The organism is Sphingomonas sp. Xoc002 (assembly GCF_050408055.1).
In the GTDB taxonomy this organism is placed as follows: domain Bacteria; phylum Pseudomonadota; class Alphaproteobacteria; order Sphingomonadales; family Sphingomonadaceae; genus Sphingomonas; species Sphingomonas yabuuchiae.
The window spans coordinates 1,476,963-1,499,609 of record NZ_CP191175.1 but is presented as its reverse complement, the minus strand read 5'-3'; the positions used below and the strand labels follow the sequence as shown (position 1 = coordinate 1,499,609).

General features: G+C 65.1%; 22 protein-coding genes. 14 read left to right on the top strand and 8 right to left on the bottom strand.

Features of this window, described 5'->3' with window-relative positions:
• Positions 1-5: 5 nt before the first annotated feature.
• On the top strand, positions 6-731 hold the full coding sequence (locus ACQR50_RS06810) for a glycosyltransferase family 25 protein (RefSeq protein WP_428970317.1): 726 nt from the start codon (positions 6-8) through the stop codon (positions 729-731).
• A gap of 20 nt (positions 732-751) precedes the next feature.
• On the opposite strand, the gene ACQR50_RS06805 is transcribed toward ACQR50_RS06810, so the two are convergent.
• Together ACQR50_RS06805 and ACQR50_RS06800 are read right to left on the bottom strand one after the other, a co-directional pair.
• Positions 752-1,228, bottom strand: a complete 477-nt coding sequence (locus tag ACQR50_RS06805; protein ID WP_428970316.1) for an endonuclease/exonuclease/phosphatase family protein — start codon at positions 1,226-1,228, stop codon at positions 752-754.
• Between the two features lie 20 nt (positions 1,229-1,248).
• Entirely contained in the window at positions 1,249-1,710 is a 462-nt protein-coding gene (locus ACQR50_RS06800; protein ID WP_428970315.1) for a hypothetical protein, read from the bottom strand.
• Positions 1,711-1,854: 144 nt separating this feature from the next.
• Here ACQR50_RS06800 and ACQR50_RS06795 point away from each other — a divergent pair, with 144 nt between their 5' ends.
• Entirely contained in the window at positions 1,855-3,594 is a 1,740-nt protein-coding gene (locus ACQR50_RS06795) for a type I secretion system permease/ATPase (RefSeq protein ID WP_428970314.1), read from the top strand.
• A 753-nt stretch (positions 3,595-4,347) separates the two neighbouring features.
• On the opposite strand, the gene ACQR50_RS06790 is transcribed toward ACQR50_RS06795, so the two are convergent.
• A complete protein-coding gene (locus ACQR50_RS06790; protein ID WP_428970313.1) occupies positions 4,348-6,474 on the bottom strand; it encodes a GumC family protein in 2,127 nt (708 codons plus the stop codon).
• 304 nt (positions 6,475-6,778) lie between these two features.
• Between ACQR50_RS06790 and ACQR50_RS06785 the strand changes: the two genes are divergently transcribed.
• From ACQR50_RS06785 to ACQR50_RS06755, 7 genes are all read left to right on the top strand, one after another.
• The gene (locus ACQR50_RS06785; RefSeq protein ID WP_428970312.1) at positions 6,779-7,261 is read left to right on the top strand and encodes a glucuronosyltransferase; all 483 of its coding nucleotides are present in this window, start codon (positions 6,779-6,781) and stop codon (positions 7,259-7,261) included.
• Positions 7,258-7,743 carry a glycosyltransferase gene (locus ACQR50_RS06780; protein ID WP_428970311.1) on the top strand — a complete coding sequence of 162 codons (486 nt, stop codon included), beginning with the start codon at positions 7,258-7,260 and terminating at the stop codon, positions 7,741-7,743. The genes ACQR50_RS06785 and ACQR50_RS06780 overlap by 4 nt, the downstream gene beginning before the upstream one ends.
• Entirely contained in the window at positions 7,743-8,828 is a 1,086-nt protein-coding gene (locus ACQR50_RS06775; protein WP_428970310.1) for an endo-1,4-beta-xylanase, read from the top strand. Before ACQR50_RS06780 ends, ACQR50_RS06775 begins: the two co-directional genes overlap by 1 nt.
• Positions 8,825-9,997, top strand: coding sequence for a glycosyltransferase (locus ACQR50_RS06770; RefSeq protein ID WP_428970309.1), 1,173 nt, complete (start codon positions 8,825-8,827; stop codon positions 9,995-9,997). The genes ACQR50_RS06775 and ACQR50_RS06770 overlap by 4 nt, the downstream gene beginning before the upstream one ends.
• Positions 9,998-9,999: 2 nt before the next feature.
• Positions 10,000-10,488, top strand: a complete 489-nt coding sequence (locus ACQR50_RS06765; protein ID WP_056432624.1) for an acyltransferase — start codon at positions 10,000-10,002, stop codon at positions 10,486-10,488.
• Positions 10,489-10,582: 94 nt separating this feature from the next.
• Complete coding sequence (locus ACQR50_RS06760) at positions 10,583-11,476, top strand: glycosyltransferase family 2 protein (RefSeq protein WP_428970308.1); 894 nt, start codon at positions 10,583-10,585, stop codon at positions 11,474-11,476.
• A 5-nt stretch (positions 11,477-11,481) separates the two neighbouring features.
• Positions 11,482-12,423, top strand: a complete 942-nt coding sequence (locus ACQR50_RS06755) for a glycosyltransferase family 2 protein (RefSeq protein ID WP_428970307.1) — start codon at positions 11,482-11,484, stop codon at positions 12,421-12,423.
• Positions 12,424-12,796: 373 nt separating this feature from the next.
• On the opposite strand, the gene ACQR50_RS06750 is transcribed toward ACQR50_RS06755, so the two are convergent.
• Entirely contained in the window at positions 12,797-13,981 is a 1,185-nt protein-coding gene (locus ACQR50_RS06750; protein WP_428970306.1) for a sugar transferase, read from the bottom strand.
• 596 nt (positions 13,982-14,577) lie between these two features.
• Here ACQR50_RS06750 and ACQR50_RS06745 point away from each other — a divergent pair.
• Positions 14,578-15,744, top strand: coding sequence for a nucleotide sugar dehydrogenase (locus ACQR50_RS06745; protein WP_428970305.1), 1,167 nt, complete (start codon positions 14,578-14,580; stop codon positions 15,742-15,744).
• Positions 15,745-15,810: 66 nt separating this feature from the next.
• Here ACQR50_RS06745 and ACQR50_RS06740 read toward each other — a convergent pair whose 3' ends face one another.
• Positions 15,811-16,890: a helix-turn-helix transcriptional regulator gene (locus tag ACQR50_RS06740; RefSeq protein ID WP_428970304.1), complete on the bottom strand. Its 1,080-nt coding sequence runs from the start codon at positions 16,888-16,890 to the stop codon at positions 15,811-15,813.
• Between the two features lie 346 nt (positions 16,891-17,236).
• Here ACQR50_RS06740 and ACQR50_RS06735 point away from each other — a divergent pair, with 346 nt between their 5' ends.
• From ACQR50_RS06735 to ACQR50_RS06720, 4 genes are all read left to right on the top strand, one after another.
• Positions 17,237-18,151, top strand: a complete 915-nt coding sequence (locus ACQR50_RS06735) for an acyltransferase family protein (RefSeq protein WP_428970303.1) — start codon at positions 17,237-17,239, stop codon at positions 18,149-18,151.
• The gene (locus ACQR50_RS06730; RefSeq protein ID WP_428970658.1) at positions 18,132-19,235 is read left to right on the top strand and encodes an SGNH hydrolase domain-containing protein; all 1,104 of its coding nucleotides are present in this window, start codon (positions 18,132-18,134) and stop codon (positions 19,233-19,235) included. Before ACQR50_RS06735 ends, ACQR50_RS06730 begins: the two co-directional genes overlap by 20 nt.
• A 90-nt stretch (positions 19,236-19,325) precedes the next feature.
• Positions 19,326-19,571: a hypothetical protein gene (locus tag ACQR50_RS06725; RefSeq protein WP_428970302.1), complete on the top strand. Its 246-nt coding sequence runs from the start codon at positions 19,326-19,328 to the stop codon at positions 19,569-19,571.
• A gap of 141 nt (positions 19,572-19,712) precedes the next feature.
• Positions 19,713-20,330: a nicotinamidase gene (locus ACQR50_RS06720; protein WP_428970301.1), complete on the top strand. Its 618-nt coding sequence runs from the start codon at positions 19,713-19,715 to the stop codon at positions 20,328-20,330.
• Between the two features lie 41 nt (positions 20,331-20,371).
• Here the strand turns inward: ACQR50_RS06720 and ACQR50_RS06715 are convergent, their stop codons facing one another.
• The 3 genes from ACQR50_RS06715 to ACQR50_RS06705 form a co-directional block, all read right to left on the bottom strand.
• Positions 20,372-20,875 carry a cupin domain-containing protein gene (locus ACQR50_RS06715; RefSeq protein ID WP_428970300.1) on the bottom strand — a complete coding sequence of 168 codons (504 nt, stop codon included), beginning with the start codon at positions 20,873-20,875 and terminating at the stop codon, positions 20,372-20,374.
• Positions 20,876-20,956: 81 nt separating this feature from the next.
• Positions 20,957-21,517, bottom strand: a complete 561-nt coding sequence (gene pnuC, locus ACQR50_RS06710; RefSeq protein ID WP_428970299.1) for a nicotinamide riboside transporter PnuC — start codon at positions 21,515-21,517, stop codon at positions 20,957-20,959.
• A complete protein-coding gene (locus tag ACQR50_RS06705; protein ID WP_428970298.1) occupies positions 21,514-22,614 on the bottom strand; it encodes a phosphotransferase enzyme family protein in 1,101 nt (366 codons plus the stop codon). The genes pnuC and ACQR50_RS06705 overlap by 4 nt, the downstream gene beginning before the upstream one ends.
• Positions 22,615-22,647 lie beyond the last annotated feature (33 nt).

Below are 22,647 nucleotides of genomic sequence, written 5' to 3'. Positions count from 1 at the left end.
GCCCCATGGCCCGGACCCCTATCCATGTCGTCAGCCTGACGACCGCGACCGAACGGCGGGAGAATTTCGCCCGCAATGCGGAGAAGTCCGGGCTGGACTGGTCCTTCTTCGACGCACACCGCGAGCCGCAGGGCCTGCGGTACGACGAGGCCGCCGCGATCCGCGAACATGGGCGCCCGCTCCAGCCCGGCGAACTGGGATGCTATTCCAGCCACGCCGCGCTGTGGCGGCAACTGGTCGCGGATACAGACGCCGACCAGTATCTGGTGCTGGAGGATGACGTCATCGCCGACTGGGCGGCGATCAAGCTGCTATGCGATGTCGACTATGCGGCCGAGGGCGTTGATTATCTGCGCCTTTTCTACAAAAAGCCCTCGCCGCATCTGCCGTGGCGGCGTAACTGGCCCGCGCAGGACCTGTATGTCGTGCGGCTCTATGGCAAGCCCTATGGCACCCAGGGCTATTTCATCACCCGCAAGGGGGCGCAGCGTTTCCTCGACCTCTATACCGACGCGGTGCGGCCGGTGGACGATCAGATGGACCGTTTCTGGGAAAGCGGCATCCCCAATCTCTGTCTCTTCCCCTTCCCCATCATGGAGGAATATCGCGGCTCGACGATCGGCGGCGCGCGCTTCGCCGGAAAGCCGACGCGCGGTGCAAAGATGCGGATGGTCGCCGACCGGATGCGGCGCAAGATCGCCTTCCTGAAGGATCGGACGCTCGGTCGCTGATACGCTCCGGGTCGGGACCGCTACGGAGTGGACCGCCCGGAGACATAAAGCTCCGCACGGATCGCGCGGTGATCCGATCCGGTATAGGGCAACACATCGACCCGCCCGACCCGGACGCCGCGACCGACGAAGATCTGATCGATCGGCAATAGCGGGATCGGCCAGTCCCGCCCCGCCAGTCGCGCGGGAAAGCTGAACAAAGCGCGCGTGATCCGCCGCATCGGCGACAGGCCGCGATCCAGCTCGGCCATGCCATGGCCCCAGGGCGTCAGGTTGAAATCACCGCTCAGGACCATGCGATCGCTGCCGGTTTCCCGGATTCCGTCGATCAGGCTGCGGCGGAACCGCACCTGGGGCTGCGGCGGATAGGGCCATGGCGCATGGACCGTCGCGACCGTGACGACAGCGCCGCCCGGCAAGGTGACGTCGCCGCGAAACAGCGCCGGTCCGACGACTTGGCCCGCCCGGTTCGTCAGCCGCCAATGCACCCGCCCCATCGGCCGCCGCGACAGGATGGTCAGTTCGCAACCCTGCAGTGGCTGCGATAGGGGAAATCCGTCGCCAGCCGCGCCAGCAATGGCCCCGCCCGCCGCGCTTCCTGAAGCAGGAGGACATCCGCGCCGCTTTCGCGCAGGACGGCCGCAGCCCGATCGGGCGTGGTGACGCCGCCATGAAGGTTGTGGGTGACGACGACCAGCCGCTCCGCCCCTGCTGGAGGCTCGATCGCGGACGGCCTCGCGCCGATTTCGTGCAGGATCGGCCAGCCGACCAGTCCCAGCGCCACGATGCCTAGCCCGACGAAACCCCATCGCGCGCGACGCGGCGCCATCGGCAATGCGAAAACGGCGAGCACCCCGGCAACGGGAAGGAACGAGGCGAAGGCATCCGCAACCGGCCAATACCGCCCCAGCAGCGCACACAGGAACAACGCCCAGGCCATGCCGAGCAACGTCCAGCCGATCCATGACCAACGCCGCATCGCGCCCATGCCCCTTGCCCAGAGCCATCGCCGCTAGAGGAAGGCGGCGGATCGTGTCAAACCGATCCGGATATCCCGTCGCAACCGCTGTCGGAGACGGCAGGGCCATGGTACAGCCCCGCCGTAAAAAGGAATGAACCGCATATGGCACGCGTAATCTGGGGTGAGAGTACATCGACCTTGTCGGCGGTGCAGGACGACGGCACGATGATCTCGTCCACGCTGCGTCGCGGGGTGATGGGCGCCCTGGGGATCGGCGTGACGCTTCAGGTCATTCTGATGCTGGGCGTCCTGCTGGTCGGCGTGCTGGCGGATACCGCGTTGCCGGGTCGCAACACCGCGACCCTGTGGGGACTGCTGTTCCTCGGCATCGTCCTCTATGGCGTCTTCGGCCTGCTCGACAGCCTGCGGTCGCGCCTGTTCTTCGATGTGGCGGGTGCGATCGACCAGCGTCTGGCGCCGCGCGTCCATGACGGCGTGTCGCATGTCGCGCGCGTCGGGGCGCCGGATGGCGACGGGCTGGGCCCGCTGCACGACGCCAATCGCGTGCGCGCCTTTTTGATGGGTCCGATCCCGTCCGCGCTGATCGACCTCTGCGTCGCGCCATTCTCCCTCCTGATGCTATTCGCCCTGCACGCCTGGGTGGGCCTGGTCGGGCTGGCGGCCATGATCGTGCTCGGGCTGATCGCCTGGATCCTCGGCCGGTCGGCGGGGCAGAAGGCGGCGGCGCTGGACGAACTGCGGCCCTTGCGCTGGATGGTGGCGGAGGAAAGCCGCCGCAACGCCGTGGTCGCCCGCGCCATGGGCATGGAGGGTCGCCTGCGCCAGCGCTGGATCGGCGCGTCGCAGGAGGATCTGCTGGCCGAGCGTGCGCTGCATGGCCGCTCGGTCGGGCTGGTTGGCGCGGTGCGCGGCTTCCGGCTGGTGCTGTTCATCCTGTTGCTGACGATCGGGGCGGCTTTGGCCTTCACCGACCGGGCCGCCTGGAGCACCGCGCTGATCGCCGCGCTGCTGCTCTATCAGGTCCTGGCGCCGGTCGAACTGGCCGTGACCGGCTGGGGGGACTATACCAGCGCGCGCTCGGCCTGGGAGCGGTTGAACCTGCTGCTCCGCCAGATGCCGCTGCGCGATATCACCACCCTGCTGCCGCGCCCGGAGACCGAGTTGACCACCGAGCAGGTCTATGTCTTCGCGCCCGGCACGCAGCGACCCGTCGTCAACAATGTCGGCATCCGGCTCGCGGCAGGCGACTCGCTGGGGATCATGGGGCAGACCGGCGCGGGCAAGACCGCGCTGCTCAACGCGATCGCCGGTATCTGGCCGCTGGCACGCGGCGTCATCCGCCTGGACGGCGCGGCGCTGGACCAGTGGGACGAAGAGGAACTGGGCAAGTTCGTCGGTTATGTCCCCCAGCAGGTCGAACTGATCGACGGCACCGTCGCGCAGAATATCGCCCGCTTCGACGCCGACGCCCCGACCGAGGCCGTGCTGGCCGCCGCCCGGCGCGCGCATGTCCACGACCTGATCCTGCGCCTGCCCGACGGGTACGAAACCCAGGTCGGGCGTGGCGGCCAGCTTCTGCCCGCCGGTCTGCGTCAGCGCATCGCCGTGGCGCGGGCGGTGTTCGGCAAGCCCTTCATCCTGTTGCTCGACGACCCCACGTCGAACATGGACGGCGATGGCGAGAAGATGCTCGCACAGGTCATGGAGGATGTCTGCGATGAAGGCGGCATCGTGATCGTCGTCACCCATCGCCCCGCCCTGATGCACCGCGTCGACTATATCATGCAGCTGCAGGCGGGTTCGATGGCCGCCTTCGGCCCGGCCGGGCAGATCCTGCAACGTGCCGAGGAGCAGCGGGTCCAGGCTCTGGGTCAGGCATAACGCCGGGGCGTAAGGACGCCCTCTCCCAGCGGAGCCACCGGAGATCACGCTATCGTCAGTGAAGAGCGGCGGCGGTGGGGCGCAAACTCCTCACCCCGCCTCTCCTTACTTCCGTCATGTTATCACCTTTGGCGACGGCTACCGGCTCGTCATCCGCCAGCCCCTATCGCGCGTGACGGTCGTGCGCGTGCGGTTGCCGCACCGTCAGGCTCGCGGACGGTACAACGTATCAGACTCCAAAAACCTGAATAGGCCCACCCCTCCCCATTATGGGAGGGGCCGGGGGTGGGGCGCTTCAGCAAGCGCGGCATTCGTGGAAAGGCCCCACCCCAACCCCTCCCCTGAAGGGGAAGGGCTCATCTTGACCCATATAATGTTATCCTGCCCTCGACTGACTCACGCCCGTTGCGTGCGAGCATGCCGCCGCCATGGTGGACCTAGGCAGGCTCTGAGCTGCCGCCATTTTGAGGGCCCCTGTGGTCTACGATCGAGCGCCGATCTCGCTGGCTCGGAGTTTTAGGGAGCGGTCAGCCGTCGCGTTCGCAACAACGGTCTCGGCCAAATGCCTAGGGCTGGAACAGGCTTAATGCGATGTCGAGATACTGGCAGAGGCTGAAACCTCCGAGCCTCGCGCTCGCCGACTGATCGGGGGAAGAGGCCGATTGCGGCCATTCCGCTCCTGTAAGAACCATCGCATCCGGCGCAGGCCCTGCCGGGAGCCGGATCCTCCGACCCGGCTCCCGGCGTTCGTCATCAGCTATAGTAGCTGGAATATTTCTTGTAATAACGCAGTTCGTCGCCCGCGCCGGCGCGGCTCTGGGCCTTCAGGTCGACCATCGTCATGATGATGCCGCCGATCCGCGCTTCGGCCATAGCGAGATGGTCGAGCGCCAACCGGACGGCCGGGGCCGGGGTCTTGCGCCAGCGCACGGCCACCAGCGCGACATCGGCCATCGACGCGATTGCCCGCGAGTCCGCGATCGCCAACAGCGGCGCGGTGTCGAGGATCACCAGATCGAACCGCTCGCGCAGCTGATCGACCAGCTGCTGCATCGCGCTGGAGGCGATCAGGTCATAGTCGTTCTCGGCCGTCGACGGACGCTGCGGCAGCAGGAAGGCACCGCTGGCACTGTCGCGCACCAGCACCTGGTCCAGCGTCGCTTCGCCGCGCAGCAGGTCGGCGAGGCCATATTGGATCGCGCCTTCCATCTGGCGGCTGGTCGCCTGGCGACGCAGGTCGCAATCGACCAGCACGGTCGACAGGCCCGCCAGCGCCGACGAGCGGGCCAGCGAGAAGGAGGTCGAGGTCTTGCCCTCGGCGGGCAGGGCAGAGGAGATGGCGACGACGCGCGCCGCCTGTTCCTCGCGCCCGACCTTCAGGGCGGTGCGGATCGAGCGATAGGACTCGCTGTACACGCTGCCCGGATGGTCGATCAGATGCTGGCTGATCGTGGCGGGCGTCGGCGACTTGATCCGGTCGCGCTTCAACGTGCGCAGATCGGGCACCGAGGCCAGCACCGGCAGGCCCAGCGCCCGCTCGACCTGACGCCGCGTGCTGAAGCCGTTCTCGGCCAGTTCCAGACCGGCCGCGACCATTGCCGCCGCCAGCAGGGCCGCGAGCAGGCCGCCGCCCGCGAAGACGACCTTCTTGGGGCTGACAGGCGCGGTCGGCGCCACGGCGCGGGCGATCACGTAACCGGCACTGCGCTCGGTGCCCTGACGCGCGATCGCCTGCTGATAGCGCTCCAACAGTGCCTCATAGAGGCTCTTGAGCGTCGTCGCCTTGCGCTCGAGTTCGGCGAGGCGAACCGAAGCGGCGTTGCCCTGGAGCAGCTGCCCCTTCTGCGCGCCCAGCGACGAGACGATCGACGAGGTGCGACGACGGGCGACATCCGCCTCGGCCGACAGGCTCTGGCGGACCCGTGCGGTTTCCGCCGCGATCTGGCGACGGGTTTCCTGGAGCCGCTGATTGGTTTCGAGGACCTGCGGATGACGGTCGCCATAACGCTCCGACAGCGAGGCCTGCTGCGCGCTGAGCGTCGCTTCCTCGGTCCGCAGCTGCTGGAGCACCGGCGAAACGACCGCCGAACCGGCACCGGCGCTATTGGCGCTACGGGCGGTATTGCGCGCCTCGGCCACCGCCTGCTGCGCCTGTGCATCGGCGAGCTGCTGGTTCAGCACCGCGATCGACTGCTGCGCGTTGGTGCTCTGGTTCTGGATGTCGACCAGATTGGTCGCGGCACGGAAGCGCGCGACCTCGGTCTCGGCCCCCTGCAACTGGCCACGCGCCTCGTTGATGCGCGAGGCGAGCAGCGCGATCTCCTTGTTGCGCTCGTCGCGCTTCTCGACCTGCTGGCGGGTTAGATATTCGTCGATCGTCGTGTTGACGATCTTCGCGGCCATCACCGAATCGGTCGAGAGGTAGTTGACGTTGATCGCATAGGAGGTGCCGTCACGCGTCGCGGTCAGCCCCCCGGCAATCGCGCCGATCGCGGCATTGCGCGCATCCACCGGGCTCAGCGGATCGGTGCCCACGAAATTCGGGTCCTTCGCCAGGCCCAGCCGATCGACGACGCGGCCCAGCGTTTCCGGCGACAGGATCTGCGCCACTTCGGTATCGACCGACGAGGAGTCGGTGGTCAGCGGCTGTACCCGCTGATCCTCCTGCGCGTTGACGATCTCTTCGTTCGTGCGCTGGATGCCAACCTGACCCTCGGCGCTGTAGCGCGGCGTGACCATCTTGTAGCTCAGCGCGGTCAGGCCGAGCACGATGATCATGGTGATCAGGATGGGGACCAGACGCCGACGGACCGCGTTCAGCACCGCGCCGAAGTCGATGATCTTGGCGGAGTCCTGATCGACAGGCACCAGCGGGTTCATAATCGTGTCTCCGTCCCGCTTGCCGGGATGTCGCGATGAGTATTCGGGGCTGTGTACCGGCCAATCGCCACCCGGCGCAAGCAGATGCGTAACGATCCGCATCGACCGACCGAACCATCATAGGACAATCTTGCAGCGCGAATGGATGCCGTCGCGAAGGCATTTTTGCTGCACCGCAACTGTCCCAGCACGGTGTCATTTTTGCAGGTGGCACCGTTCATGATATAGGCTACCGCCCGACAGAGCCTGCACGTTGCGGGTGGCCGGGCGGGCGTTTTCCCGCCCGCACGAGGGAGATAGCGTGATGGCATCGGGAGCTGCACAGGACGCTGGACGCACGGCGATACGCGTGCTCGCGGTGGCGTCGCAGGGTGGCCATTGGGAGCAGATGATGCTGCTGCGCAGCATGCTGGACACCCACGCCACCCGCTTCGCCACGACCGAGGCCGACCTGCTGGCCAAGGCCGGGATCACCGACGGCATCATCCTGCCCGACTGCAATCTCGACGCCCCCTGGCCGAGCTTCAAATGCCTGATCCGGTCCTTCGTGACCGTGTTCCGCCTGCGGCCCAAGGTCATCATCTCGACCGGCGCGGCACCGGGCTTCTTCTGCCTGCTCGCCGGACGGCTGATCGGAGCCCGGACGGTGTGGATCGACAGCGTCGCCAATGTGGAGCAACTGTCCAAAAGTGGGACATTGGCGAAATGGGTTGCCAGCGAATGGCTGACCCAATGGTCGCATGTCGCCAAGCCGGACGGCCCCCATCATGTCGGAGGCGTGCTGTGATCTTCGTCACCGTTGGAACGCAGCTGCCCTTCGATCGGCTGATCGAGGCGATCGACACTATCGCGCCATCGCTCGGCGAGCCGGTCTTCGCCCAGACCGGCGCCTCGACCTACACGCCGCGCAACATCGAATGGAGCGCGCGCATCCGCCCGATCGAGGTCGACGCCTATTTCGCCAAGGCGCGCGTCGTCGTCGCCCATGCCGGGATCGGCACCATCCTGACCTGCCAGCGTGTCGGTCGCCCGGTGATCCTGTTCCCGCGCCTCGCCGCGCATGGCGAGCATCGCAACGATCACCAGATGGCGACGGTCGGCCAGCTTGAAGGGCAGCCTGGCCTCTATGTCGCGCGCACCGGCGAGGAATTGCACGCGCTGCTCGCGCAGGACCTCGCCCCGCCGCCCGGAACCGATGTGGTGCCGGAGGGGCGTCAGCGGCTGATGCAGCATCTCGATTCCGTCATCCGCAGCGCGGGCGCGCGGTGATGCCGGGCTGGACGCGCCGGGGCATATTGGCTGGGGGCGGTGCCGCCGCCATGACATTCGGCCTGCGGGCATCGGCCGCCGATGACGTTGCCTTGCGCTCGCTCGGGCGGGGCATCCGCTTCGGCGCTGCGATCGATCCGGAGGATCTGAAGGATCCGGTCATGCGCAGCCTGTTCCAGCGTCATTGCTCGTCGCTGACGCCGCGCAATGCGCTGAAATGGACGGGCACCGAAAAACAGCCCGGCGTGATCCAGTTCGACGATGCGGACAAGATCGCCGACTTCGCGCGCGAGATCGGTGCGGGCCTCTATGGCCATACGCTGGTCTGGTATCGCGTCCCCGCCTGGGTCGACGCGATCACCAGCGCCGACGAGCTGCGCGCGGCGATGAACCGGCATATCGATGCGACCGTCGGCCATTTCGCCGGGCGCGCCTATGCCTGGGACGTGGTCAACGAGGTGATGGACTATGACGCGGCGCAGTGGCGTCCGTCGGTCTTCTATCGCCTGCTCGGCAAGGATCATGTCCGCGAGGCCTTCGAGCGCGCGCACCGTGCCGATCCCAAGGCGATTCTGGTCATCAACGAAACGCATCTGGAAAAGGCCGGGGCGAATTACGACGCCCGCCGCACCATGATGCTCGACCTGCTGCGCGAGCTGCGCGGGGCGGGCGTTCCGGTTCATGCGATCGGACTTCAGGCGCATTTCCGCCCCGGCTTCGACCGGCTCGACGCCCCCGCCCTGACCGCGTTCCTGCGCGAAGTCGGCAAGCTGGGCATGGGCGCCTATATCACCGAAATGGACGGATCGTGCCGTTTCGCGCATCGGCTGCCTCCGACGGCGACACAGGGCGATATCTATGGCCAGGTCTTTGCCGACATGGTGCGGACCGTCGCCGCGACGGGCACGCTGCGCGGGGTCACGACCTGGGGGCTGCGCGAGAAATTCTCCAAGGCGGAAGCGCGCCAGGGCCATGGCTGCCGCGCGCGTGCGCTGTTATATGACGAAGACCTGACCCCCCTGCCCGCGCTGGACGCGCTGGCGGGCGCGCTGCGGAATACGGGTTCGTCACGGAGCAAGCGATGAACGACATGACCCAGGCGACCGGCGACCGCCGGAAGGTCGCGATCTTCGTCGAGCGTTTCCTGCCGCCCAGCCAGGCGTTCGTCCTGGCGCAGGCACGCGGTTACGAACGCTATGCGCCGCGCTTCCTGGTCGGCAAGCGGATCGATCAGGGCCATGGCGGCCAGACCGACCTGCCGGTTCATGCCATCGATGCGTCGCCGGTGATGAAGGCAGGGTCGCTGCTGCTCAAGATCCCGCGCGTCGCAGCCCCCGCCCTGTTTCCGCCGCTGGCCGGGGCCGACCTGATCCATGCCCATTTCGGCAAGAATGGTTATGTGCTGGGTCCGCTCGCCAAGGCGCTGGGACGGCCGCTGGTCACGACCTTTCATGGTTTCGACGCCACCTATCGCGGCGATCCCAAAAAGCCCGGCGGGTTCAATCAGGTGCGTTTCTTCGCCAAGGGTCGCGCCCGGATGGCACAGGCGGGCGGCTATAATATCGCGGTGTCCGACTTCATCCGCGACCGGCTGCTCGGCCTCGGCTTCTCGCCGGAATCGATCTTCCGCCACTATATCGGCGTCGATACCCGCGTGTTCCGTCCCGATCCCAGCCCGCGCGTGCCGGGCCGGGTCGTGTCGATCGCGCGGTTCGTCGAATATAAGGGCTATCGCTACATGATCGACGCGCTGGCGCAGGTCGCGGCCCAAGGCATCCCGGTCGATTATGTGATGATCGGCGACGGTCCGCAGGCGGACGAAACGCTGCGCTATGCCCGCTCGAAGCTGCCGAAGGTCACGCACCATGCGCGATTGAGCCAGGAGGCGATCCGCGCCGAGCTGGGTCAGGCGCAAATCTATCTGCATGGCAGCGTCACGCTCGACAATGGCCATGCCGAGGCGTTCGGCATCGCCAATCTGGAGGCGCAGGCCGTCGGCACGCCGGTAATCGCCTTCCGCTCGGGCGGGGTGGGCGAGGCGGTCGAGGAAGGCCGGACCGGCCTGCTCGCCGACGAGCGCGACGTCGACACCATGGCAGCGGCATTGGCCAGCCTGTTGTCCGATCATGACCGCTGGCGAGCCTTTCACGAGCGGGCACCGGCCTGGGTGGCGGAGCGGTTCGACCTTGTCGCGCAGACCCGCCTGCTCGAAGACTATTATGACCGCGTCCTCGCGGACCATTGGGGGAAATGACCGTGGCGCGTACCACCGGAGCCAAGCCCAAATGGGGGCTCAACCGACTGAAGAAGCTGCGCAACGTTTTCGTCGAGGCGAAGCGTTTCTGGTATGTCCGCTTCTGGGGCATGGACATTCACCCGACCGCGCAATTCTCGCTGTCGGCCAAGTTTGACCGGACGAACCCCAAGGGTCTGCATATCGGCGAGGAAAGCTATGTTGCCTTCGACGCCGCGATCCTGACCCACGACCTGACGCGCGGCCTGTATCTGGATACCTGGATCGGGCGTCGCTGCTTCATCGGGGCGCGCAGCATCATCCTGCCGGGCATCCGGATCGGTGACGAATGCGTCATCGGGTCGGGCTCGGTGGTGACCAAGGATGTGCCGCCGAATTCGCTGGTCGCGGGCAATCCGGCGCGCGTCATCCGCAGCAACCTGCGGATAATCTCGCGATATGGCCGGATCGGCGCGGACGAAGAGATTGATCCGGTCGACCCGGTCGCGTGACAATTTGTAAATCGGCACGGGTTCGTCATCGCGGCGTCGCATATTTCCATGCTAATGCGATCAGGCGACAGATTATGGGGACGTGCGAGGAGATATGATGAAGCTGTCGGTCCTCATCAACAACTATAATTACGCCCAGTATTTGCGGGCCTGTATCGACAGCGTGCTGTCGCAGGGCCATGCGGCGTATGAGATCATTGTCGTCGACGACGGGTCGACCGATGACTCGCGATCGGTGATTGCCAGCTATGGCGATGCCATCACGCCGGTGCTGAAGGCCAATGGCGGTCAGGCGTCCAGCTTCAACGCGGGCTTTGCCGCGTCGAGCGGCGACATCCTCATGATGCTGGATGCGGACGATTATTTCCTGCCGGGCAAACTGGCGCAGGTCGCCGCCATCTATTCGAGCCACAAGGTCGGCTGGTGCTTCGACCGCGTGACCAACGAAGAGGATGCGGGCATCGCCGATCCCGTCGTGCTCACTCCGATCGACAAGCGCGAGACGATGCGCGCCGGGGGCTTCCCCACCCTGCCCGTGCCGACCTCCGGCCTGACCTTCCACCGCTCGATCCTGTCGCAAATCCTGCCGATGCCGCTCGCCGACGACGTGGTGTTGAGCGACAATTACCTGAAGTTCGCGGCGGCCTATCTGGCGCCGGGCATGCTGGTCGAGACGCCGCTGACCTTCCAGCGGCTGCACGCCACCAACCGCTACACCAATACCGACCGTGCCAAGTCGCTGAAGCCGCAGATCATGATGGCGACCGGTCTGCACCTCGCCCGGCGTTTCGACGGGCTGGGTCGCATGGGCAAGAGCCTGGTGACGGGCGGCATCGCCGATGCGCATCTGGGGCTGACCGACACGCTGGCCGAGATCGACCGGGTGGCGCGCGAGGCACGCGGCATGGGCTGGACGCGCCAGAACCTGACGACGCAGGTGGTGCGCAAGCGGCTGACCGGCGCGGCCAAATCGTTGCTGGGGCGCTGAGGGCGATGGCCGGCACCGCCCCCGTCCACGTCACCCTCGGTGTTCTCACCTTCAAGCGGCCCGAGGGGATTGACAAGCTGCTGCGCGTCATGCGGAACCAGCATCGCGATCCGGCGCGGCCCTGGCGGCTGAGCATCGTCGTGGTCGACAATGACGCCGGCGGCAGCAGCCGGGATGCGGTGTTGGCCCATGCCGATCACCCCGAATACGACCTGCATTACGTGATCGAGCCGCAACAGGGCATTCCCATCGCACGCAACCGGGCGGTGGACAGCGCGCCCGCAACGACCGAATTGTTCTGCTTTCTCGACGATGACGAGTGGCCGGTCGATGGCTGGCTGGACTCGATGCTGCGCACCCGTGCGGCGACGGGGGCGGACTGCGTCTATGGCCCGATCGAACCGGTGTTCGAAGGGCCGGTCGACGACTGGCTTCGTCGCAGTAAGCTCTACGACCGCAAGCGCTATCGCGAAGGCGAGAAGCTGAATTTCGCGGCGTCGAACAATGTGATGTTCGACCTGGCGCGGTTCCGCGCGCTCGACCTGCGCTTCGATGCGCGGATGCGGTTCACCGGCGGCAGCGACTATCTGTTCTTCAACCAGGCGTTTCGGCGCGGCATCCGTATCCACTGGTCGAGCGAAGCGCTGGTCTACGACATGTTCCCGGTCAACCGGCTGACGATGAAGTGGCAGCGCCAGCGGCAATATCGGCTGGGCAACACCTTCGCCGTCGCGACCCGGATCGAGGGGACAAACGCCGAAAAGGCCAAGCAACTGGCGCGCGGCGTCGTCCGCATGGGCCTGGGCGCCGCCATGTCGCCCGCCATGCTGGTCTCGCCCTATTGGGGCGGGCGGGCGATGGTCCATCTGCTGCGCGGGGCGGGCCTGACCATGGGCATATTGGGTCACGCCTATCAGGAATATGCGCCGTCCAAGATGAAGGGCTGAAGGCTCGGGGCTTAGTGCGTCGGTAGAGCCTGTATCGAGGGCGCCACAATCCTGCCTGACCATCCCGGCGGGGGCCGGGATCCGGTTGGGTAGACGCTGGCAGATAACGCTGGCCGGTTGGCAGTTGGACCCCGATCTCCGCCGGGGTGGTGCTTCAGTGCCGTAATAGCCTCTTCTTGACGGCTGGCGCACCTGCGGCTCGCCCCCTCCGCGAGGCCTGACCACCTGCCACATCTTCTTATAAGATTCGGCCGAACGTCAGCGTCGCGCAGCCCAACAAACGAAAGGCGGCCTCGGTCATGAACCGGAGCCGCCTTTTCGTTGCGCCACCATGCCTGGAGCCTCCCGGCCGAAACCGGGGCTCGCAAGACCATCAATATGCGTTGCGATGAAGCAGGACCTGGAACGTCTGCAGCACGATGCGCAGATCGCGCCAGATCGACCAATGTTCCAGATATTCCAGATCGGCCTGGAGCCGGTTGCGCAGATCGTCCTCGATCACCGTCGCCCCCCGGAAGCCGCGCACCTGCGCCAGCCCGGTCAGGCCCGGCTTGACCGAGTGGCGATGCCAGTAGCGGCCATCGACTTCCCAGAACAGCTTCTCGGCGGCGCGCGAACCCAGCGCGTGCGGGCGTGGGCCGACGATGCTCATGTCGCCCTTCAGCACGTTGATGATCTGCGGCAGCTCGTCCATGCTGGTCATGCGGATGAAGCGACCGACCTTGGTGATGCGGTCGTCATCGCGCGAGGCGGAACGATTGCCCGCCCCGTCGCTGCCCTCGACATACATGCTGCGGAACTTCAGGATGTGGAACATCTCGTTGCCCCAGCCGATGCGAACCTGACGGAACAGGATCGGCCCCGGGCTCGTCACCTTGACCGCCACCGCGATGATGCCCAGCACCGGCGCCAGCAGGAACAGGGCCAGCCCCGATACGGCGATGTCGAACAGCCGCTTGAGGAAGCGGTCGAACAACCCCAGCGGCCCGACCGTCACGATCATGGTCGGCGTGTTGGCGCAGGACGAAATACCCAGCGGCGCCAGCTTGGACAGTTCGGGTACGAAGATCTCGCTCTGCACCCCGGTGCCCTTGAGCGCGCTGGCCCAGGCGATCCGACGCTCGGGCGGGCATGCGACGACCACGCGGTCGGCACTGGCGACCAGACGCGCCAGGCGGTCGTACATGATGGGATCGTGCAGGTTGGGATCGAAGCGGTCGCCCGTCTCCACCACCTGCGAAAAATCGCCGTCCGGCACCGGGACCTGGCCGTCGCGCAGCAGCATCACCGTAAAGGGATTGCCACCGATGATCGACGTCATGTTCCGGACAAAGGCGTAGCGTGCACTGACGATCAGGACGGTGCCGGTCAGCGCGCCCAGCGCCATCACCGCGCGCGGGAAATCCTCGCTCGCCTGGAACACGAAGGCCAACAGGATGACGGCGCAGACAGAAAGCAGCAATGCCTTGGCGCCTTGCGATGCAGCATAGCGCGGGTTCTGGAGATTGTCCTGATCATAGGCGCGGATCGAAAAGGACGTGATGAAGTATACGGCCACCAGCGTCGCAATCGCTACACCCCAGCGTGTATGTCCCGCCAGGGCAACACGCAGACTAACTGCCGCAACAAAGCCGCCCAACAGGCAGGCCAAGTCTATCGAGATTAAGGCGACAAGCGCGCGAAAACGGAGAATCGATGCCGGAATATTCAAACGCTTGACCCTTTGCCGTGGCGCTTCGCCTTGGAATGTCCGCATTTCCATGACAGCCCACCTGCTCTGGTTTCTGTTGATACCGTCGAATGTAGCCGCAGCGCCTCATTCCGAATAGATATTTTGCGCTGCAATATCGTCTCACGGTGGAATGCCAATGCCAAGCCTAAAAACCTGGTAATTAACCGTCCATGACGCAAAAACAGGCGTTTACGGGCCAAAAACCGATGCCTTTCCCAGCTTGTCAACCCTTCATCGCACTGCAGCATGGCATTTTTCCGGGGCCAGCGGGACAGGTGGACGGTGCTCTTTTCGCGACCGTCCCACCCGAGGGCAGTTTGTGAAGGTGTCGGGCGTCCATAAGGGGTTGTCCGGGGGGGCGCCGCACGGCTAGTCCCAAGCGGCAAAGGCTCTGAACGGGTCCAGCTTATGGGGTTTGACGAATGAAGATCGCTGTTTTCGGCCTCGGTTATGTCGGCATGTCCAATGCCGTATTGCTCGCCCAGCACAACGACGTCGTTGCGGTCGACATCTCGGTCGAGCGGGTCGCGATGGTCAATGACCGCAAGTCGCCGATCATCGACACCGAACTGGAAGAGTTCCTGGCCAACCGCACGCTTTCGCTGTCCGCGACCACCGACGCAGCGCAGGCGCTGGCCGGTGCGGATTTCGTGATCGTGGCGACGCCGACCAATTACGACGTCGACACCAACAAGTTCAACACGAGTTCGGTCGAGGCGGTGATCGAGCAGGCGACCGTCCATGCGCCGAACGCGACCGTCGTCGTCAAGTCGACCATCCCCGTCGGCTTCGTCGACGATGTCCGCGCGCGCCTGAAGACCGAGCAGGTCATCTTCAGCCCCGAATTCCTGCGCGAAGGCCGTGCGCTGTACGACAATCTCCACCCCTCGCGCATTATCGTGGGCGAGCGGTCGGAGCGGGCGCGCACCTTCGCCAACCTGCTGCTGGAAGGCGCCGAGAAGAAGGACGCCCCCATCCTCTTCACCGACGCGCGCGAGGCCGAGGCGATCAAGCTGTTCGCCAATACCTATCTTGCCATGCGCGTCGCCTTCTTCAACGAGCTGGACAGCTATGCGATCGCCGGGAACATGGACACGCGCCAGATCATCGAGGGCATCGGCCTCGATCCGCGCGTCGGCACGCATTACAACAACCCCAGCTTCGGCTACGGCGGCTACTGCCTGCCCAAGGATACCAAGCAGCTGCTGGCCAATTATTCCGAAGTCCCGCAGAACCTGATCCGCGCGATCGTCGACGCCAATCGCACGCGCAAGGATTTCCTGGCCGATCAGATCATCGCGCGCCGCCCGCGCAAGATGGGTGTCTTCCGCCTCACGATGAAGGCCGGTTCGGACAATTTCCGCCAGTCCTCGATCCAGGGCATCATGAAGCGCGTAAAGGCCAAGGGCATCGAGGTCGTCGTGTACGAGCCTGCGCTGGAGGAAGACCAGTTCTTCGGCTCGCGCGTCGTCCGCGATCTGGATGCGTTCAAGGCGGAATGCGATGTCATCATCGCCAACCGCAACGCACCGGAACTGGCGGACTGCCCCGAAAAGCTGTTCACCCGCGACATCTTCGGTTCGGACTAATCGCCTTGCGGGGCCGGAGCATCCTCGCTTCGGTTCCGTCCATCCTCGGCCGGTGAAGCCGACGCCTTATGCGAAGGGCGAGCTGTACCGGCCGAGCAGGCCGACCAGATCGCTCTGCCGCCGCACCCCCGTCTTCTGGAACACCGTGCGCAGGTGCACGCGGGCGGTGCCATAGGTCACACCCAGATGCGCCGCCGCATCCTGCAACGCGACGCCTTCCGCCAGAAGACGCGCCAGCCGCGCCTCGGTCGGGGTCAGGTCGAACAACAGGCGAAGCAGATCAGCGCCCGGTATCGCCCGGTTTTCGCCGCCCGCGGTCAGCAACAGCAGCCCGTCACTCTCGAACAGATCGCGTGCCGAGCGCACCAGCGGGACGATATGCATGACCTGGATCGGTATCCCCGCCTTGTCGCGCACGACGATCGATCCCGCCTGATGGCGGAGCCGACCCGGCATCGAAAGCGCGGTCTTCAAGGCGGCATTCGCGTGCGGATCGGCAAAGCTCAACATTGCGTGATGGTCGGAGGCCAGGGATCCGAATTGGTCGCGGAACGCCTGATTGGTGGCACGTAATCGACCGTTGGCCCCGACGATCGCCGCCGCCGACCCGATCAGCGCCAGCCCGTCGACCAGCCCCTGTGCACGGGCATTCCGGATCTGCGACGCCAGGCTCATCGCCCGGCCGATGTGCGGACGAAGCGCATCCAGACGCGGCAACGCGGCCCGTGCAGCCTGGTGGCTTTCAAAAGCCTCGATCGTCATCACGAGCATGTCGTGATGCGCGCCCTGAAGCAGCGTGCCGGCCCCCGCGCAGGCGCCGCGTGGTTTGAAAAACTCCTGGTAGACGGGCATCGTCGCGATATCGTCCAGGCTGCGAACGTCCGTATCCGTCACGAATTGCGGCGAACGTTGCCGGACCAGCGGCGCGCCCCGCTCGTTCCTCTCCATCCACCCCTGGGCGACATAGTCTGCGAAGAGTTCGGCCACGCCCGGCGATGCCATATGGAATCCGGCACCGTCCGTCGCCGAGAAAATGATACCGCCGCGCGCGCCCACCGACCCCGCGATGAGGTCGAGCATGTCCGGCCATTTTTCGGGCGAGCCGCCAGCTTCGTACAGACTGGCCAACACTGTTGCATCAACCATGAACATAGATCCGGATCGGATGTATAAACCGCCATTTCTGACCTGAATTCGGGACCATATGCAACATGGATTAATGCCCGGTATCCACTCTGCCCGAATGGAGGCGCGATGCGATGTGGCGAACGTCGCATCGCGCAGGGGCACGGCGGATGCCCCCGGGCCCGTATTCCCAGGCGAGCCATATTGCGGGTCGTCAGGGCATATACTCCCTTGGATGTCCTGAAACCTGACACGCCGTGAAGTTCACCGACCGATCGCATGTTGTTCGGATTGCGGCGGGATGCGATTACGAAGTTGAATATCCTCATCGGGCGGGCGGTGAGTTACGATCTTGGGGGCAACTATCATGCAATTTGCATATCGAAGGGACGTGGATGGACTACGCGCCATCGCGATCGTCTCGGTCGTCCTTTTCCACTATGGAATATCGTTGTTTGCCAACGGCTTCCTTGGCGTCGATATTTTCTTCGTCATCAGCGGATATCTGATCACGTCGATCATCTATCGCGAGATGATCAGGGGAGAATTCACCTATGCCAAATTCTATTCCCGCCGGTTTCGACGCATTTTGCCGGCTCTCATCGCCGCCGTCGCGGTCACGACTGTCGTGGCCTGGAGCTTGCTGCCCCCCTATGATCTGAAGCGTTACGCGATAACGGCGATCGGCGCCTTGTCGGGCTTGTCCAATTTCGCGTTCTTCAGTTTCGTCGATTATTTTTCTCCTAAGGCGGATCGTCAGCTTCTGTTGATGACCTGGTCCCTGGGCGTCGAAGAGCAGTTCTACATCCTGTTCCCGCCCGCCATGGCGTTCCTGATCGGCTGGCGAAAGAAGCTGCTGCTGCCGATCATGGCGGGAATCACGATCGCCTCGCTGCTGTTGGCCATCGTCGCCAATCACTACCGGCCCGAAGCGGCTTTTTACCTCATTCCGTTCCGCGCCTGGGAATTGGGCGTCGGGGCCCTGCTCGCGCAAGCGGGAGCGAACGGGATTGGCCAGTCGCTGTCGCGGCGTGTTCAAGAGGGATTGGCGGCTGGCGCCATCCTGTTGTTCGTCCTGGCCATCGGGATCGGAAGCGGCTTCCCGATCATCGCTGAACGCCATGGCCGTCATCGGCGCGGCCATGCTGATCCTGTCGCAAGACTCGTCGGTCAATCGTCACATCCTTTCGTCTCGGCTCTTCGTCGGCGTGGGTCTGATCTCCTATTCCTGGTATCTTTGGCACTGGCTGCCCGTTGCGGTCATGCATGTCCTGGAAATTGATCTCGGCATCACCGGCCGGATCGTGGCGATCCTGTGCACCCTGGTCGCAGGTGTATTGAGTTACTATGTGATCGAGACGCCGTTCCGCCGCGCCCCCAGCGATCACAGGCGTGTTCTGCGACGCTATGCGGTCGCTGTCGGCATTGCGGCCGTGCCGCTGGCCATCATGGTCGCGACCAAGGGTCTTTATCGGTCGGCGTCTCCGCAGATCAAGGCCGTCGAGGCGGACACGCTGGGCGCCCTCAAAAACCCCTGCCTCGCCAAATATGGCGAAAAGGATCCCAGGCTGGGTGCGGCATGCATGTCCAACACCAACAAGCCCGCTGTCGCCCTGATCGGCGACAGCCATGCCAATGCGATAGCCGCCGGTATCCGGTCGATCGCCCAGGAACGGGGCCTAGCGTTCGACCAGTTGACGAAATCGTCCTGCCCGGCCCTGCTCGATTATACGCGCTACATCCCCAATCATCCGGGCCATGATCGTGAATGCGCCCATTTCATGCGCGCCGCGGTGTCCATGGTGCGCGATCATCCCGAGATCAGGACAGTCGTTCTGGCAAGCTATTGGGCAGCCTCTTTCGATGAGGAGGCCGACGGCTTCCGCTATGCCTCCGCGCAGGGCGACGGCGCCGGCACCACATTGGCGCAGAGCCGCCAAAATCTGGCCAATGGCCTGAAGGAGATGATCACGGCGATCCACGACATGGGCCGCGAGGTCGTCGTGTTGCAAGACGTACCCCGCTTCAAGGTCGATCCCTCGACCATCGGGCTGGCCGACATGATGCCGGTCCGGGAAGCGATCACACGGTTCATCGCACCCGAACGACACAAGGCCTTGGTCAGGGGGCATAGACTGGCACCCGCCACCGTCGTCCCGGATAGCGCGCGTGGGATCGTTCAGGCGGCGGCCACCCCTCGCGACGGAGTCCGGCTTGCCGACCCGGTTGCGGTGCTCTGCAATGAAGAGGGATGTCTGTTTCGGACCGGGACGACGATTTTCTACACGGACTCGCAGCATCTTTCCAATTCCGGCGCACGGGAACTGGCGAGCCGACTGCCGCTCGTCACAAGCGAGGTCCGCTGACCGGAGCGGCGATGGGGCAGCTTCCGCCAATATGAGGCCTGCGTCAAAATCGCGGACCGTGCGTTGGTCCTGGGCAAGAAGGAGAAGGTCATGTCCCAGGAAGTCCCTACTGCCTCAGAACCTGCCAGCTTTGCCGATCTGCCCATCCAGCCGACCGGATCGGGCGTGCAGGATCTCGAGATCGCCTATGAGCAGATGGAACTGGCCGGCGGCGACACCGCATCGGCGGACGAAGCGCTGGGCCAGGGTGTCGAGGGCGTGTCCCCCGGCGGTGACACCGTGATGCCTATCGAGGACAAAGAAGCCGCGATCGTCAGCGCCGCGCATCCGAGCTGACCACGCAGCGCTGTCGCTGTCTTTCACCCTATGGCCATGTCGCGCCGACGCTGGCCATAGGGTTGTGCTGGTCCTAAACCGCTTCCGCTTGCAAGGGAGACGCAGATGGGAACCCGGCCTCTGACAGACGATCAAACCATCATGGAATCGGACGCCCTCATCATCGTCGATCCGCAGATGGACTTCTGTCCCGGCGGCCGATTGGCCGTAGCGGGTGGCGACGAGATCATGGCGGGCATCGACGCGCTCGCCTCGCATTTTCGCCATGTCGTCATCACGCAGGACTGGCATCCTGCGGGCCATCTGTCTTTTGCCAGCAGCCATGCCGGTCGACAGCCCTTCGACAGGATTTCAATGCCTTATGGCGAACAGGTGCTGTGGCCTGATCACTGCATCCAGGGAACCGCAGGGGCCGAATTCCATCCCGACGTGCAAGGCGCGGTCGACCGCGCCGACCTCATCATCCGGAAAGGCTGCAATCCGCAGGTCGACTCCTATTCGGCCTTTTACGAAAATGACCAAACGACGAAGACCGGGCTTGCGGGCTATCTTCGCGACAAGCAGGTCCGGCGATGCGTGTTTGTCGGGCTGGCCTATGACTTTTGCGTGGCCTGGTCGGCCCTGGATGCCCGGCGCGAGGGCTTTGAGGCCGTCATCCTGAAGGATCACACACGAGCGATCGGCATGCCGCTCGACAACGGCACGACGATCGACAACGCAGAGGCACGGTTCCGCGCCGCCGATGTCCGTTTCGTCTAGGACGCAGCGACATTCCATGACCCCATACGCCCCGCCCCGGCTCACCGGGCGGGTAGCTTGGTCCCCAGCAGCACCAGACGATCGCCGGTGATCCCGAACCAGTGCGGCACACCCGCTGGCAGCAGCACCACATCGCCGGGCCGTAGCGGGCGCGTCGTCCCGCCCTCGATCCGCTCCCCCTCGACCAGATCGGCGCGGTTTTCGACTGGAGCGACGAGGGTGCCGCCGGAGATCAGCGTACCGGCACCTTCCAGCACGATGGCATATTCCGCCTCTGCCGGATGAACCGCCGGACGGCCGGGCTTTTTCCATATCTCGATCGCAGCGACGTGCGCGCCGTCGCGGACTAGCGGACGCCATGCGAAGCCCTGGCCCGGCTTCATATCGGCCAGCATCGCGGCGATCTGCGTGCGAACCTCCTTGGCGCTCGCAAAATCGGTGGCCCCGGGACCAGCCGGAACGTCGCCCGATTGCGCCATTGCGCCGCTCGACGCCAGCAGCATCGAGGCGATGACGGCGGATATTTTCCTGATAGAAATCGGCATCTTACAACCTCTCCCTGTTATGGGATCGTTGTTGCATCAAGCGACGGTCGCGGCAACAGGTCCGCGCCCGAGTCCCATCCGTCAGCCCCGAGACGCAGCCGCCCGCCAATCGCGATAGCCGATGACCGCAAGGCCGATCATCACCGCATACAGCCCTGCGGTCAGCGTCAGGCCCTTGAACAGGAACATGCCCACATAGACGATATCGACCGCGATCCAGAGCAGCCAATTCTCACGGTGCCGCCGCGCGGTCCAATATTGCGCGACCAGGCTGAAGCTGCTGAGCGTTGCGTCCAGCCATGGCAGCGCCGCATCGGTGTGGCGACTGGTGAACCAGCCGATCGCCACCGCCCCCAGCGCGCCGACTGCCAGACCCGCCCCGGCTTTCGCGCGCGTCAAAGGCTTCACGACGACCGCGCCGGTGGCGTTCCGGTTACGGCGCCAGACGATCCAGCCATAGACGATGCCGATGCCGAACACCGCCTGCAGCGCCATGTCGGCATAGAGCCGCACGTCGAGGAACAGCTTGAAGTAGAGCGCGCAGGCCACCAGGTTCAGCGGCCAGCAGAACACGTTGCGCCGCGCCGTCAGCCAGATCGCCAGGAAGCTGATGGCGACCGCTGCGATCTCCAGTGCCGTCATGACAGGGCCAACCCCGCGCCAAGGCAGGCGAGGAATTCCCGACCTGCGACCGATTGAAACCAGTCGGCATGGCCCAGAAGATACCCGTCCCATGCGAGCAAGGCCGCATCCGGATCACCGACCACCCCGGCAAAATAGTCGATCTCGGACAAGGCGAACTCGATATGCACCAGCGGCAGGAGCCGGACGATCGTCTCCTTCGCGACGGCATCGAGCGGCCGGATCGTCTCATATCCGGCGATCAGGGCCAGCGCGGCCATGGGGTCGGCGACATAGTCATCCCGCCCCTCCCCCAGATCCAACCATGCAAAGGCCGTCCGCTCGATCGCGGTCGCCAGATCGTGCGCCGCACAGGTTCGGTCGGCCAGCCCGAAGTCGAACACGGTTTCGACCTGGCCATCCGCTGCCCAAAGCAGATTGGAGGGATGCCAGTCGTTATGGGTCCACAAGGGTTTTTGCAGGGCCAGCAAAGCCGCAAGCCCTTCGCCCGATGTGGCAAATAGCGACGCCAAGGCATTATGCCATCGCCGTTTTTGGAGAAATGCCCCGAGCGCAGGCCGGGCATCGACATAGGCTTGCGCCGCCGCCATCGGATCGACGGCCGATAGGATCGAGAGGCTGGCAACCAGAGGCTGCACGATGCGCGCCGGAGCGGCATAGCCTTCGGAAGCACGATGCAACTGTGCCAGCGCAACGCCGGCGGCATGGGCGTGGGCATGGGACTGGAAGGGCGTCCAGGACAAACGCTCTCGATACAGATCCTCGCCGGGCGCCCGCCGGTGAAGCTCGTAGGTCCAGTTGCCCAGAGCGATGGCACTCGTCCCTTCTCCGGTGCGCAACAGGTCCGGCACGGGCATTCCGGCGGCGGCGAGATGGGCGATGAAACCGTGCTCCTCCGCCAGTCCCGCCACGCTCCGCACCCGGCGATCATGCCGCTTCAGCAGCAGCGCGTCGCCGCCGGTATGGATCAGCGTCGCAGCGGAAAAGGGACGCGGCGAATGCCAGTGCAGCGCTTCGATCGCGGGCGCATCCGGAAAGCACGCCAACACCGCCGCCGCTTCGTCGGGTGTGACGGCGGGCCAGGTGGGTGCCTCCATCGCCAACCCCATACCATGCACGCGGTGTACCCC